Genomic DNA, 14,892 nt, shown 5'->3' with positions numbered 1-14,892 from the left:
GTTAAAGCCCTGTACTGATTGAATAAAGACATAAGGCTAACGCAGAGAGCGCTGTCATTACGATGGACGCCTTTTTCGTCGTATCAAAGATGAACGTAAAAAGGATGAAGGTGCAGTAAACACAAAAGAACAGCATTCTTACCAACACTTCGTGCTCTCGTCCGTCAGCCCCTATAAAATTGGCAATGGCGCTGCTTAGCCACGCTGAAAAAGCGTAGCCCAGTGCCACAGCAATCAGCGTTCTAAGTGCGACATCCAATCGTTCACGATTTATGGCGACGCGGTTTACCGTTTGGCTCTTCATATTGTGTTCTTCACTAGGTTTTCTAGTGACTGGATGTTGCCAAGTAAATCAGAACGGGATGGGTACGATTTATAGACTTGTCGTAAAAGCGTAAGTGCATCTTGGTACTGACGCTGATCTATGGCAATTTGCGCACGCCCGAGCATGGCGCGCTGTTTAACGTCGGCGAGTGACTCAGCTCGTAGATAGGTCATTTTGGCACGTTCGACGTTGTTCTGTTGACGATAAAGTGAAGCAAGAGACAACAGCGCCTCACCATTGTCAGGGGCGTCAGCAATGGCTTTGGTTAAAAGGGAAATTGCCGTTTTGCTTTGCCCTTTGCCCATAGCTAACTGAGCTTTAAGTACATTAAGCGTAGCTGCTTGAGTGGTCGTGAGCTTTTTCACATTGTTGTCGGCAGCTTGCGTTAATTTACCTAAATCAGACCACTGCTCATTAGCCGCTAAGTAAGCCGCTATTTTGGAGTAAGCGTCAAAGCCTTCCCCATCTTTGTCGGTAATGAAAGTCTTCGCATGGGTAGCCAGTATGTCTGCTGCGCGCCGCGGACTGCCGTCAGATACGTGCAATTTAGCCACTGAGATCAAGTTCGACAGCGAGCGGTCACCTAAAGAAAGGGCAGTCTCTAAGCTGCTCAGCGCCTTTACCATGTCACCCTGCTTTAACGCTATTTGTCCCCGTTGGAGCCAAAGCTGCTGATTACTTTCATCATCTACCAACATTTCGCTTAGCAAGCTTTCCGCCTGTGCAAGTGCATTACTTTCAATAAGCGCGAACAATAAACCTTGATACCATTGCTTGTTTTCAGGTTCGAGCATCAATGCATTTTGATAAGCACCAATAGCGGTGACAGGTTTTCCAAGCTGAACATTGGTATAGGCTAGCTGCCCGAAAAGTTGGGCATCTTGAATACCTAGTTCTACGCTTTTCGTTAAATGAGTGCGTGCTTTGGCCAATTTATCTGTCATTAAATACGCCATGCTCAAACTTCTGTGCGCCGATGGGAGGTTTGGCATAGCGTCTATAACGTCCAACAGCACTTTTTCGGCAAGTGCGTAGTTTTTCTCATTCAATAGCACTTGTCCGTAAAGCTCACGCAAGCGTGGACTAAATTGAGAAATATCCTGGGTTGCAAATGCGCTGGCAACGTTTGAATAATTGCCTGCTTGCAAGTCGACCTGAATGCGCCCGATAAACTCACCTTCTTCACGGGATATACGTTCACGATGATCATCTCTATGGTGCTGACGCATGACAAACTGCCAATCGGGCTCTTCCAATTCCACCGTGATTTTCGCACTTACCGGCTTAACAAAAGCCAGCGCGCTCACTACACAGCTGAGGACAGTTACGGCTGTAATCTTGTTTAACATTGTCTCAATCAACCTCTAAATTCTTTAGCTTCTATTTCGCTTTATTGCGCTAAACTAGGCCTTTAATAGGCTTCTATTAGGCCTCTATAACTACAGGCCAAATAAAACGCGCCTTCACCGCTTCATCTTCTTTGTAGGGCGATGTAAATTTGCTGGCTTTAACAAAACGCATTATTTCTTTATTGAGCTCGTGATGCGGGTTCTCGACAATATCCATCAGCTTTACGTTGCCGTGTTCGTCAATAATGACGTCGAGCTTTACAATCACCCGCTTGATGCCTTGCTTTTTAAGTCGTTTGGGAAAACGTATTTTGACCGGAGTCAGCAAGGTAGGCTTTGAATCCAGTTCGCTTAGCCCAAAGGCGTCCAATTCAATATCAGGCATATCCCATTGGGTTTGGGTCACTTTGACATTTGGCATGTCGGGCTTTGGCACTTGAATATCTGGCTCAACACTTAAATCCGCCATGGTCATGGCTGCGCCACTGCCCTCTACCTGCATAACAAGTTCAGTCTCTTCCACTACATTTTGCGTTTTAGGGGGCGGCGGTGGTGGAGGCGTTACCGCAATGTCTAACTTGCGCACAACCATAGTGTCGGGCTGCAGATTAGACAAAAAGTGCCCTAGCCACATAACGCCAAGCGCACTAACGAGCACCACACCGCTAAGTAGAGAAGGTTGAAGATTGTATTTCATTGAATTTTGCCTCGTTCGCTATGGCTTCAAAGTGGCGATATTTACCGTGTCGGCACCCGCCAGTTTGGCTTCATCTATGACTTCTACCAGTAATTCAGAGCGAACGGCTTTATCTACCTGAATGACTACTGGGCGTTGTTCTTTCATCAACAATTGCTCAACGGTAGAGCGCACACCGCTCACACCGATATTGGCACTGTCATACACCACTTCACCGGTTCGGGTAATTGCCAGCATAATGGCCATTTGATCGAGCTTTTGTGCTGATATTGCCTGTGGTTTATCTACCTCTACCCCCGTCTCTTTTACAAACACTGTTGAAACGATAAAGAAAATTAAAAGTATAAAAACCACGTCTAGTAGCGGAGACATATCAATGCCTTGCGCTTGCTGGTTTTCAAGGCGTCGCTGTAATCGACTTGCCATGTTTACGCCTCCCTTGCTACGGCGCGCTTTACCGCACCATTAACAAACATCAACAAAAGCCAGCCAGGAATAGCCAAGGTTAAGCCAAGCTGAGTGGTAAAAAGTGCATCGGCAATGCCACCAGTGACGACTTGACTATCGACACCTAACGACATCATTCCGGTGAAACTCACTTGTAGGCCTGCAATTGTTCCTAGCAGGCCCATCAAGGGAAGAGCACTAACCAGTACGGCGGGTACCATTTCTCGCTTTGTAAGCTCTTTCTCTCCATCACGCACTTGGGCTATCTCTTTGCGTGTAGTAAACAACACAAAGATTTGCTGGTAAGCAAACCATGCCACCAGCAGCATTAACCAACACAATGCATTCCCCGCTAGCTGTTCAATCATTAGCTTGCGCTCGCTTGCTTTTGACCATCACTCTTTTGGTCGCTTTTCTCAGCAATGTCAGGCTCGTCATTGCTAAGTACAAGCGCGAAACTTTCGAGCTCTTCGTAGTAATGTCGCGCTTTGCGAGAGAGTACGGCATTTAGAATTAATGCCGGTATGGCCACAACTAAGCCTAACTCTGTCGTAACCAAGGCTTTAGCGATCCCGCCAGAAATAACTTCGGGGTCGCTTGAGCCAAATGCCGTCATCATTCTAAAAGTTTCAATCATGCCGCTTACCGTACCTAGAAGACCTAGTAAGGGTGCAACGGCAGCAGTTACAGCAATCGTGCCGTTGTATTTTTCAAGCTTGATTTTGTCTTGCTGGAGTGCAGAAAACAGTTCATCGTCGCGTTCAGTTGGCGTGCTTGCGCGCTTAGTTATGTCATACAGCTCGCGCTGCATGCCATCAAAGAAGCCCACACCTGAACTGCCCACCATGTTCACCAGAGCTTTGCCTGATGCTACTTGCTTAACCTTCGGTAAGCGCCATAGCTGAATAACTTTAAACAGTGCGATAAGCGTAGCGAGAAGGGCAAACAAAACAATAGGGATCACCCACACTCCGCCTTTCACAACATGTTCAATTACCCCTTCTGACGCTTGCTCGCGCGTTGCTGCGCGGCCAAGGGTAGGATCTATTTTAATGCTGCCATTGCCGCTGCTTTCCAAGCTTGCAAGGCTTTCGGTATCCGTATCTGAAAAAGTGGACGTAGAGGTAAACAGGTCTTGCTTACGCTCTGCCGTACCCGCAACGTTTTGTGCTTGCGCCAGATACCACGTCACCGGGCCAAGAGTAAGCACTTTTGCTTGGGTCACTTCGCCATTCGCCAGTACAACCTTTCCTGCACTGAAATTAGGGGTTTGTTGATTGGCAAACTCTTTCGCTTTTTCACCCACTTTCTGTACTTTGTCAGACAAGCTCATTTCGCTTAATGACAGACTGTCTACACCAGTTTGAAGCAGGAAACGGCTCAACAAATTTTGTTGGAACTCTTGTTGCTCGCTCCAGCTCGATAGGCGATTTTCTAACTGTGAAAGACTAAGGGTTCTTTCGTCCATTTTACGGCGGGCTACCGTGGTTTCATTGCGCAGTTTCATTACCTGCTGTTCAAGCGCACGCAATTCATTAGCCAGCGCTACCCGCTCTTTACTAATTTTGCTTTCGGTGCGATCCAGACGAGCTTTCGCGTCTTTAATATTGGCCAGCATGCTATCTTCAGGCGCTGCCACTGCCGGTACACAAACCACAGCAGCACACAAAGCAACACATGCTGCGATGAGAGAGGATCTCAACATTGGATTAAATGCTGTGAAAACGTGAGATAAGCATTTCATTCGCCTTCTCCTTGAGCCAGCGTAAGTGGTAAAGAAACAAAATCGGGCTCATGCTTTTTCTCAAAAATAGCGACGGCAAGGGCCACCGCTTCGCTATCTACATTGTCACTAAATTGCCACTGCCACTCCCCGTTTCGAACGCGACCCACACCCTGATATTGACCATCGGCGTTGGTAAACCACGCATAGCTGCTGCCAACAAAGAACTGCTTAACTAATACATCTTTGTCATCGGGAGCACGCATTACGGTTTCGTTAACCAGAAGCTTGCTATTAAATTGTTGAAGGGATGAAAGTTTTGCAAGGGTAACCTGAAGCTTATTTGACGTGTCGGCGTCAGCCGCTAATTCGGCTTGCTCTTTATCCCACGTCTGGCGAATAATTTCAGGCAGCGACGAGTAAAGGCTGTCTACTTGCCCTATTACTCCAGTCAATGCACGCTCTACCCCACCCTGTTGTGCTTCAAGCTCACTTTGCTCAGAAAGCAGTGCTTCTCGCTGGGCTTCTACGTCGGTGGTTGCAGCCTTACTTTCGTCAATCATACTCTGCAGCTGAGTACGTTCAGCTTTAAGCAGTTGAATACGCTGACGCAATGCAGGCTCTGATTCACGCCACTCGTTTTCTAGCTTTTGCGTCTGGCGCTCAATGCTAATCCACTTTTCAGTGAGCCCGTCGATATCGCTGGCTTTTGTTGCTGCCATCACAATACCTGATGAGGCCACGGCAAGTGATACCAGTACAAAAGAAAGCGCTGCACTTCTTTTAACTTTCATTCAAATCCCTTACATCTCTTGGCTGAATTAATGAGATTGCCGGCACGTCGATATCGCTATCGAGGCCGGCATTTTTAATGTCTTGTTACTGCTTGCTAAGTATTAGAACTGGTAAGTAGCAGACAACAAGAAGCTTCTTTCTGGTTCATTGAAAGTATTCGCCCCTGCGTTAGATGCTTGTGTACCTTCACGCTTAACGCTTTCGTTAAACAAGTTCTTAACCGACACGTTGAAGCTTAAGTTTTCGTCGAACGCGTAAATGGCGTTAATGTTGGTTATGGTATAGGCTTCGCGATCATCAGCTTCGATAACGGCGCCCGAATTAACGCTGGCCGTAGGGCTTTCTGTCTCACCGTAATGTTGAGCGCTAAGCACAAGCTCAAGTGCATCGGTGGCTTGCCAGCTTATTAGCGAGTTCACTGTGTAGTCAGGAACGATAGATAATGGCTGGCCAGTAGATTTATCTTCTGACTCAAGCATCACGGTAAAGTTGGTCGACCACTCAATAGTGCTGGTTACAGGGAACAACAAGTTACCTTCAAGGCCAGAAATAACCGCTTCAGGAACGTTAAACCACTGGAATACCTGAACGTTTGCCTCGCCACCTTCTTCGCCAGGTAACACATACTCTGGCGGTACATTACCGGTGCCAATTTTGTCTTTATAGTCGTTGTGGAAGTAAGTAATACCCGCGTTCAAACCCTCTTCGTTGGTGTAGTTAACACCAATTTCTTTGTTTACTGAGGTTTCGTGCTCTAGGTCAGGGTTTCCTAGAATGTGACACCCGCCACCTAGGTTAGAGAAGTCAACTGGGCAACCATTACCTCGTGTGTAGTACACGTAGTTAGGGTTTAATTGATAGAGATTTGGTGCTTTAAAAGCACGGCTAATACCACCTTGAACCACAATATTAGGCGATGCCTGCCATGATGCATTCAAGCTCGGGCTAAGGTTTGTACCCGCTTTGCTGTGATCATCAAAACGCAGTCCAGGCGTAAGCGTGATTGAATCCGTTAGCATGATGTTGTCTTCAACATACACACCTACAAGCGTGGCGTCGGTTTCAGATGGACGATTTTCTGGGTCAGTCTCTACGCCAGGAATAGTACCGTCATCAACCACGTTCAGAGAAAGCTGATTGCTAACTGAATCGTCTAGGGTCTCTTTGCGGTATTCCGCACCAAACGTTGCCGTTTGATTGAAGCCGCCTAACGTTAAAGGCACATTCCACTCGGTCTTTGCCGTAATGTTCTCTAATTTGATGGTGGTCATCTCAAGGCTATTAATGCGACCTTCACCACCACCTGCAGAGCCTTCACCTAAACGGCTGTTAGACGTGCTTTCGTATTGGATATAGCTAAATGAATCGCCGAAGTCATACTCACCATTGTGTGTTACGCCGAACGTACGACGGTGCATTACTAGTGTTTCTTCACCAATTAAGCTCTGAGGATCGGTTTCTGCCAGGTCTTCAGGTTCAGGTATGATGACGTTGCCGTTTTCATCAACGGGGTAGCTTACGCCTTGAAATGCATTGTCACCGGCATAGCGGTTGCCTTGGCGGCTATAGGCTGCTTCAAAGTCCCAGCGATTAATTTCATCTTGGTCGAAGCGAACAAGAGTACGCACGTCGATGTTTTCAACACCTTCACGTCCTGCACCTACCGCTTTTGCTGTACCGCCGCGGCCCGTTGTTACGTCTGTTGCGTCTAAATTTACGCGTGGGTCGTCAGCGTCCTGTTCGTTGTAGTTAACAATAGTGCGGTGAGAGAAGCGCTCAGATAAAGGCGCACTTGTTACTAGGTTAAAACGACGGTTGTCGCCTTCGTATTTATTTGAAGAAAGCTCGGTCTGAGCGGTGATAGAGGTAGAAGCTTCATCAGGAGACTTAGTGATAATATTGATAACACCACCTGATGCGCCAGAGCCATAGCGAGCCGCTGCTGGACCACGAATAACTTCAATGCTCTCAATCGCTTCAGCTGGAACCCAGTTGCTGTCGCCCTGTGTGTTTCGCTCGCCTGAACGGCCCATTTTTACAGAGTTACGCGACAACACTGGCTTGCCGTCAATTAAAATAAGCGTATTTTCTGGACCCATTCCGCGAATGTCGATTTGACGTTTGTTGCCATACTGTCCTGAGCTTGAGTTACCTGTAAGGTTGATACCCGGCATGGTTCTTACAATTTCAGCGATATCGTTAGTGACAGGACGACGTTTGAAATCTTCTTCCGTAATGATAGACACGCCTTGGGCTTGCTTCAGCTCTTCAGACGCAGATTGCACAACGGTGGTGTCGAGCGTTTCTATCTCTTCGCTTTGCGCCAGCACACCCGCTGACAACATGGGAAACAGGGTTCCTAAGAAAATAATGCGCTTACCATTTACAGGCATTTGATAATCCTTAATGTGTTGAGTGTTGGCCAGCCAGTGGCTCGCCATTTCAAAATGTTGTGTCTTGTTACGCGCGGCTTAACTTCATAAATGGCTCTAACGCCAAACATGAGCAAAGCACTAACTATTTGAGTTAGGGCAATTGGTGTGATTATTGTTATTCCAAGAAAGAATGCCCAAAAGTGAGACTATCCGTAGAAACTTGCATCCCCTGTCTGTCATAGGGAATTTTCATCGCTTTATTTCTCTTCTTATTTGCAAGAAGTGGCTAATCGTGCTCAAATCGCACTGCATCTTAATGACAATTATTATCATTTGCAATTTAATTAATATTGAAAGGCTTTTTACTTTCTTTACATAAAACTGACGAATATGCTTAAAACACCGCTAAATACAATTCCTAAAACCCTTGCAGCACTGTCTGATTACGAGAACCTGGCTCGGGAGCGACTAACTCCACAATCGTGGGCGTATATTGCCGGTGGCTCTGCAGATGAATTGTCGATGCGAAGAAATCGAGAAAAACTAGACGACCTGTGTTTACTTCCCCGCGCTTTGAAAGATGTCAAACTGGGGGGAACTAAAACCACCTTGTTAGGGCAGCAGTTTGATCACCCTATAATTTCAGGGCCTGTTGCTTATCAAGCGTTAGCGCATCCCGATGGTGAGATTGCGACGGCGATGGCAACACAAGCTCAAGGCGGCTTATGGGTGATGAGCACACTAGCCAGTTGCTCCTTTGAAGATATATCTAATCAGGTGGAAAGCCCCCGCTGGTTTCAACTCTATGTTCAACCTACCCGTTCACAAACTCTAGAACTCATACAAAAAGCAGAGCACTTTCAGTTTTCAGCATTGGTAATCACCATCGATGCGCCAATTAACGGCTTGCGAAACCGTGAGCAGAGAACTGAATTTTCGCTCCCTCCAAATGTGCGCGCGGTCAATATAGATACGCCTCCTCCCTTAGCACACCCTGGAGAAGGCAAGAGCGTGGTATTTCAAGGGCTTATGGCACAGGCTCCTACATGGGACGATATTGCTTTTATCCAGCAACACACGTCATTGCCCATTGTGTTGAAAGGTATTCTTAATCCACTGGACGCTCAAAAAGCAGCGGAACTTGGCGTAGCGGGTATTGTAGTGTCGAATCACGGCGGCCGTGCTTTGGACAGCGTGCCTTCACCGGTAGAAATGCTTCCTATTATTCGCCAAACGGTTGGTGATGAAATGATGGTACTGGCCGACAGCGGTGTGCGCAGAGGCGCTGATGTGGTAAAGCTCATGGCACTGGGTGCTAACGCCGTGCTTATTGGTCGGCCTCTGATGTACGGGTTAGCCACGGCGGGGGCATTAGGTGTTGCTCACACTATTCGATTGTTGAGAGACGAGCTTGAAATGACAATGGCGCTTTGCGGCGTAGGCTCCATAGAAGAAATAAATAAGCACTGTTTATGGCCCACAGCTTAGTCAATTTCTTAGAAAATTTCACCGCGCAAACTCGCATTACTTGCAGGTCTTTAAGCTTAGGTTTCACTCCACTGTCTTAACAAATTGTGATACACACCCGAAAGCCTGACAATTTCAGCGTTATTAGGAGTCTCGGCGCTAAGTGCCTGAATACTCATATCTAAGTCGTACAGAATACGGCGTTGTTCAGCACTTCTTACTAAACTTTGCATCCAAAAAAAGGACGCGAGCCGACGGCCTTTTGTAACTGGCGTCACTCTATGTAAACTGGTTGATGGGTACATTACCATATCGCCCGCCGCGAATTTCACACGCTGCTCTCCATAAGTATCTTGGATCACGAGCTCTCCCCCTTCGTATTCTTCGGGCTCACTGAGAAAAACCGTCATTGAGATATCCGTACGAACCTTTACAGCAGTTCCTGCCACCCGCCTAATGGTATTATCGATATGATCGCCAAATTCTCCTTCGCTCTGATAGCAGTTGAACATGGGAGGGTATATTTTATTAGGTAGCCCTGCCGCTAATATGTGCTGCGACTGACCCATTAAGCTCAAAATGAAATCCCCTAGCTGGCGTGCCGTGGGAGAATCTTCAGGCAACTGCAGGTTTTTCTTGGCATGTAACGCTAAATGCCCCGCTGTTACAGCGCCATCAACCCAATCGGCTTTCTCAAGAAGCGACACCGCATCGGTGACTTCTTGTTTGGTAAGGAAGTTCTCAATTCTAACCAGCATGATGTTCCCATTGTGGCAAAGCGAGTAAAATATAAAAAACCAGCCAGAGGTCTTTTTACCTAAGGCTGGTTTTATAATAACGAATACTCAATTAGAAAGTATAGTTAGCAAAGACAGCTACACTTCGAGGGTTCCCTGGACGGAAGTGCCCTTTAGCGCTGTAATCTACCACGTACTCTTCATCTGTTAAGTTATCAACGTTTAACTGAAGCTTTAGATCCTCTGTCACTTGATAAGATGCCATTAGGAAAAGCGTAGTGTAAGAATCGACCGTGAAATAAGCCGTATTTCTGCGCCAGTAGGTTTCACCAGAGTTGTAATAGATACCACCGCCCACATTTAGTTTGTTATCCATTGAAGCATAGTTAACCCAAATGTTAGCCGTATCATCTGGCGACGCTTGTAGACCGTTACCGATAGAATCCGCTGTCGTGTCCTGGGTAACTTCAGTATCTAAACTCGCATAGTTTGCAGAGATTGATAGTGAGTCCGTTAGCATACCTGTAACGCTGACTTCATAGCCTTTAGACTCTTGCTCACCCGCTAGCGAATACACTGTGACACCGTCTTCAATATTTTGTGAATCGACCACGTCTTTCGTAGTTTCAAACACAGCACCGCTAACAAGTAGCTGGTCGTTAAAGAACTGCCATTTCACACCAAGTTCAGTGGTTACTGCATTTTCAGGCCTTACCGCATTTTGCGCGGCGTTGGTTGATAGCGCTAACGCTACGCCGGGCGGCTGCTTAGAATTACTGTGACTTAGGTAAATATTACCGTTCTCTGTAGGCATATAGCTCACCGCTGCACCGTAGCTAAAGTAGCTGTCTTGAGCGTCGAGCCCATCGAAACAACCGCTACGTCGACCACACGCAGAACCGGAGATATCAAAATCGTCATAACGCGCGTTTATGTCTACTTGAAGGTGCTCACCGACTTTGATGGTATCTAGAAGATATAAGGCTACCGTGCTCGCATCACCCGAAGTGTCATTGCCGCTATGCGTTGTACCACCTGTTACAAACACGTTGTTTTGCAAGTCGAAAGGGTTAATGGTGGGAGCTTCCAACACATTGCCTTGCCCATCGACATAGGTGTAATTTGCTGTCACACCAAAACTGGTACGCTCTTCTTCTGCTACTTCTGCACCCAGCACAACTCGATGCTTCAAAGCCCCAGATTCAAGCGAAAGAATTGCGTCTAGTTGTGATACAAATAAATCAGTCTCTTCGTCCAATGCTTGCAAGCGCTCAGCATTCAATAGGTTAGCTTCTTCACCTGAATTCCACCACGGACGACCAATTACTGACTCTTTTTCGTTGCTACCAAAACGGGTTTGGCTACGAAGCGTTACCACGTCGTTTACTTTGTGATTGATAACTAAGGTGTACATTTGTGTGGACACTTCTTCGAAGTCGCGGCCCGGCACACTGTAATATTCGTCCCATAAACCCGAATCTATCGGTCCTTCGGGCTGACCTGTAGCTTCTGCAGCCGCTGAAGTTAGGAAGGGAAGACCAAGCACCGGAACGTTATCCTGCTCCATCACAAATACATCAAGGTTTATGTCTGTTGCTTCATTCACTTTATAAAGTAATGAGCCCGCCACACCAGTGGTTTGGTATTCCTCAACGCCATTGTCAAAGAAGTCACCGCCATCGCTGTATAACAGGTTTAAACGGCCCGCAACATTCTCAGAAAGCTTCTTATTGTAATCCAGTGTTACACGTGCGTTTTCGAAAGAGTCATAGCGACCTGACACTGCACCAAAATCTTCAAGTCGCGCACGTTTAGTTGCCAGGTTAACGCTACCACCACCGGTAGAGCGACCGTCTAACGAGCCGCTTCCGCCCTTGATAACTTCTACAGCTTCGTAGTTGAAGGTATCGCGGCTGTAACCAGCTATATCGCGAATACCGTCTACATAGATATTTGAGCGTGCATCAAAACCACGAATGGTGACCTTGTCGCTGGCAGACACGACACCGCCACCACCTTCACCACCACCAAACGTTGATACGCCTGCAACGTTTCGAAGCGCATCGTTTAAGTTGGTAATCCCCTGATCTTCAAGAAGGCGTTCTGAAATCACGTTGATCGAACGAGGGGTATTCGCGATGGGTTGCGTTAGCTTTACTGAAGAGGTTTCGTCAACTTTATAACCCGCTTCTTCGGTAGCTTGAACCTTAGTGGTTTCTAACTCTTGAACTGCGGTATTCTCTTGTTGAGCGAGTGCGGTTCCAAATGGTATTGCTGCGGTGACTGTCAGCGCTAGTGCGCTTTTTTTTGTATTCATTTTCTTCATGAAAAAGAAGTCCCTTTAGTGCTTTTAAGTGTGTGATTAAATGCCTAAATGTACCGAGTTGAATTTTGGCACCGAGTAAAATACAGAGAGATTAAACTAAATGCAAATTATTATTATTTGCATATGCTTTTACAAATTTACACTAAACTGACAGTCAGAACTGATAAAACGCGGGTTGCTTAAGAATAAGCACAAGCTTATATGGCTTTCTTTTTCATTGGCTAAAGGTGTTTTGTAACAGTATGGTTTTGTAGAATTGAGCTAGAGATTCTGTAAGAAAAATGCCCTTAGTTCATCATAAGTCATATAAGATTCTGGAGTTTCATGGGCAATGAGGTATTCCGCATGAGACAGCCCTTCCACAATCTCAAGTTGACTCGTACCGTTGAAATCGCGAATTTTTCTATGCAGACGGACTGCATCGCTTAAAAATAGATCGCGTGTTCCTGCCACGATGAAAACAGGCGGAAACGAAGTAAAGTCACCATAAATAGGCGAAACACTAGGGTGTGATAAGTCGATAGTTCCAGCGTAAAGCGCTGCCGCAGATTGTAGTAGCCCTTCGTAGGTAACCAGCACACGATCAGCACCTTCATTAACTTGTCGACTATCCCCTGCCTGCGTTAAGTCTACCCATGGTGTGCCAGTATAGATAGCGCAAGGAAGGCTTATACTCTCGGCGGCCAGTGACTGTACAAGTGCAAGAACCAGCCCGGCGCCTGCGGATGTCCCTCCAACGAGTATGCGACGACTGTCAACGCTATCTAAAAGCGCTAGGTATACAGCTTTTAAATCACAAAGCGCGGCAGGTGCTGGGGCATGTGGCGGCATAGCGTAATCTACACTCAATACGGTTATTCCTAACCGTGATGCAATCAATAACCCTTCTTCAATACTCGGTAAGCCACCAAAAAATACATAGGCGCCCCCATGCACGTCTATATAAACATGGTTTTCAAAATGCGGTGACACCTCTTTCGGTGTGAGCTTACGAACTGTTACGCCGGCTATTTCCAGTAATTCCACACTGACATCTAATTGTTTACGCATGTTCTTTATTTTTTTCTTTTGCTGCGCATTTCGTTGCTGCACGAGCTCCCGCCAACTAGCAGCATCTTGAGGTACCGTTGCCTTAACCTCTGCGATAGGTGTCGTCGGAAATTTTTCGATAGCATGCTTAAGAGCATCACTAACGGTCTGTGTTTTTGGTTCGTTAGGTTTTGACATTATTTGCAGTGTTAAAGTTAATAAGCAGCGAGTTGGTGCCAAGAATGTATGAATCCTACCAGCCTACACCGAATATGGAGTGCATAGCGTAACGTATTAACTCGCCCGAAGCTTTAACATATAGTTTATACCAGTCCGCAGAGATAATTACTCACTCAGCGAGAGTTGAAATGTTCGCGACCGCGGCGTGTTACCGCAGGTATAGTGGTTCTACATCAAAGTGACACAACAAAGAGTAATAAAATCTGTATTGAAGATCAGTCCTTACTTGGTTGAGCATCTGATATGATTGGAAATACTAGTCGAGCGCAGTGTGTTTTGGGGGCAGACAGGAAGAATTAAGCTGCATGTAGCCAATACACTCTAAGACATCTTGGTAGAATAGTTAATAAGGATATATACAATGAAAAGAATACCCCTTCGTAAATGGGCAATGGCGGCAAGTTTCGCTATTTCGGCAACAGCCTTTGCAGGAAATGTAGAGCACGACCAGACCTCGGTTTGGAAAGTGTCGAAAGGCGATGATGCAGTTTATGTAGGTGGTACAATACATATTCTGCCAATCTCTGAATTTCCATTGCCCGCTACGTTCACTGAAACCTATGAAAAAAGTGACACATTAGTTTTTGAAGTAAAAATGCCTGCCCCAACGGATATTGAAGGTCAGCAAAAAATGATGGCTGGGCTAGCTTACAAAGACGGTAAGTCGCTTAAAGATGATGTATCAGAAGAGACCTATCAGGCTCTCAATGTTTATTTAGCCAACTTTGGCGCATCAGCCGATCAGTTAGCGCAGTTTAAGCCAGGCATGGTTGCATCAATGCTGGTAGCTATGGAAGCACAACGCTCTCAGTTAGCTGGACAAGGTGTAGATGCCTACTTCATGCAGTTAGCTGCTCGCGACGGAAAAGCCAGTGAATATCTGGAATCGTTAGATTTTCAAATCAGTATGCTTGCCAATATGGGAGCCGGTGAAGAAGACCGCCTCATTTCTGAAACTTTGGAAACACTACCAGAGCTAAAAGACATGCTTAAAAGCACCATAAAAGCATGGAGAGAAGGGAATACTCAGAAAATCGATGAACTGGTGGTAGACACATTCAAACGTGAATCTCCCGCTTCGTACGACGATGTTTTTACTAAGCGCAACCAAAACTGGCTACCTCAAATCGAAGCCATGTTTGGCGACGATGACCAAGAATTTGTCTTAGTCGGTGCTGGCCACCTAGTTGGCGATGACAGTGTTATCGCCTTATTAAAAGCGAAAGGCTACAAAGTCGAGCAAATGTAACCCCCTTGTTGCTACCGACCTAAATATCAAAGCTAGGCATAGTCCTAGCTTTTTTATGTCTATTACAGAGGGAAATCGCTCTCTAAACCTGACACCGCAGGGATGCGGTATCGGAGCTCTTACATAAAAGCAA

At 46.3% G+C, this 14,892-nt stretch carries 13 protein-coding genes; 2 read left to right on the top strand and 11 right to left on the bottom strand.

All coding sequences use genetic code 11. From position 1 onward, the window contains the following. Position 1 precedes the first annotated feature (1 nt). The 8 genes from MHN00_RS10075 to MHN00_RS10040 form a co-directional block, all read right to left on the bottom strand. Positions 2–304: a hypothetical protein gene (locus MHN00_RS10075; RefSeq protein ID WP_014951021.1), complete on the bottom strand. Its 303-nt coding sequence runs from the start codon at positions 302–304 to the stop codon at positions 2–4. Then, the gene (locus tag MHN00_RS10070) at positions 301–1,674 is read right to left on the bottom strand and encodes a tetratricopeptide repeat protein (protein WP_239301074.1); all 1,374 of its coding nucleotides are present in this window, start codon (positions 1,672–1,674) and stop codon (positions 301–303) included. Before MHN00_RS10070 ends, MHN00_RS10075 begins: the two co-directional genes overlap by 4 nt. A gap of 76 nt (positions 1,675–1,750) precedes the next feature. After that, complete coding sequence (locus MHN00_RS10065; protein WP_101566140.1) at positions 1,751–2,371, bottom strand: energy transducer TonB; 621 nt, start codon at positions 2,369–2,371, stop codon at positions 1,751–1,753. Positions 2,372–2,389: 18 nt separating this feature from the next. Next, positions 2,390–2,797, bottom strand: a complete 408-nt coding sequence (locus tag MHN00_RS10060) for a biopolymer transporter ExbD (protein ID WP_014951024.1) — start codon at positions 2,795–2,797, stop codon at positions 2,390–2,392. A 2-nt stretch (positions 2,798–2,799) separates the two neighbouring features. Beyond that, positions 2,800–3,186 (bottom strand): MotA/TolQ/ExbB proton channel family protein, encoded by a 387-nt coding sequence (locus tag MHN00_RS10055; RefSeq protein ID WP_014951025.1) that lies wholly within the window; start codon positions 3,184–3,186, stop codon positions 2,800–2,802. Continuing rightward, entirely contained in the window at positions 3,186–4,562 is a 1,377-nt protein-coding gene (locus tag MHN00_RS10050; RefSeq protein WP_239301073.1) for a MotA/TolQ/ExbB proton channel family protein, read from the bottom strand. The genes MHN00_RS10055 and MHN00_RS10050 overlap by 1 nt, the downstream gene beginning before the upstream one ends. Next, positions 4,559–5,335, bottom strand: a complete 777-nt coding sequence (locus MHN00_RS10045) for a DUF3450 family protein (protein ID WP_239301072.1) — start codon at positions 5,333–5,335, stop codon at positions 4,559–4,561. The genes MHN00_RS10050 and MHN00_RS10045 overlap by 4 nt, the downstream gene beginning before the upstream one ends. A 102-nt stretch (positions 5,336–5,437) precedes the next feature. Continuing rightward, positions 5,438–7,729: a FepA family TonB-dependent siderophore receptor gene (locus tag MHN00_RS10040; RefSeq protein WP_239301071.1), complete on the bottom strand. Its 2,292-nt coding sequence runs from the start codon at positions 7,727–7,729 to the stop codon at positions 5,438–5,440. A 372-nt stretch (positions 7,730–8,101) separates the two neighbouring features. Between MHN00_RS10040 and MHN00_RS10035 the strand changes: the two genes are divergently transcribed. After that, on the top strand, positions 8,102–9,199 hold the full coding sequence (locus MHN00_RS10035; protein WP_239301070.1) for an alpha-hydroxy acid oxidase: 1,098 nt from the start codon (positions 8,102–8,104) through the stop codon (positions 9,197–9,199). A gap of 56 nt (positions 9,200–9,255) precedes the next feature. On the opposite strand, the gene MHN00_RS10030 is transcribed toward MHN00_RS10035, so the two are convergent. The 3 genes from MHN00_RS10030 to MHN00_RS10020 form a co-directional block, all read right to left on the bottom strand. Continuing rightward, positions 9,256–9,936, bottom strand: coding sequence for a Fe2+-dependent dioxygenase (locus MHN00_RS10030; RefSeq protein WP_014951030.1), 681 nt, complete (start codon positions 9,934–9,936; stop codon positions 9,256–9,258). Between the two features lie 91 nt (positions 9,937–10,027). Continuing rightward, positions 10,028–12,241 carry a TonB-dependent siderophore receptor gene (locus MHN00_RS10025; protein ID WP_239301069.1) on the bottom strand — a complete coding sequence of 738 codons (2,214 nt, stop codon included), beginning with the start codon at positions 12,239–12,241 and terminating at the stop codon, positions 10,028–10,030. Between the two features lie 261 nt (positions 12,242–12,502). Then, the gene (locus MHN00_RS10020; RefSeq protein ID WP_239301067.1) at positions 12,503–13,468 is read right to left on the bottom strand and encodes an alpha/beta hydrolase fold domain-containing protein; all 966 of its coding nucleotides are present in this window, start codon (positions 13,466–13,468) and stop codon (positions 12,503–12,505) included. A 403-nt stretch (positions 13,469–13,871) separates the two neighbouring features. On the opposite strand from MHN00_RS10020, the gene MHN00_RS10015 reads away from it, so the two are divergent. After that, positions 13,872–14,759, top strand: coding sequence for a TraB/GumN family protein (locus MHN00_RS10015; protein WP_239301064.1), 888 nt, complete (start codon positions 13,872–13,874; stop codon positions 14,757–14,759). The last annotated feature ends 133 nt before the right edge of the window (positions 14,760–14,892 follow it).

The organism is Alteromonas sp. Cnat2-8 (genome assembly GCF_022348355.1).
Lineage (GTDB): Bacteria > Pseudomonadota > Gammaproteobacteria > Enterobacterales > Alteromonadaceae > Alteromonas > Alteromonas macleodii.
The sequence above is the reverse complement of the archived record's forward strand: the minus strand, read 5'-3'. Positions and strand labels throughout refer to the sequence as shown.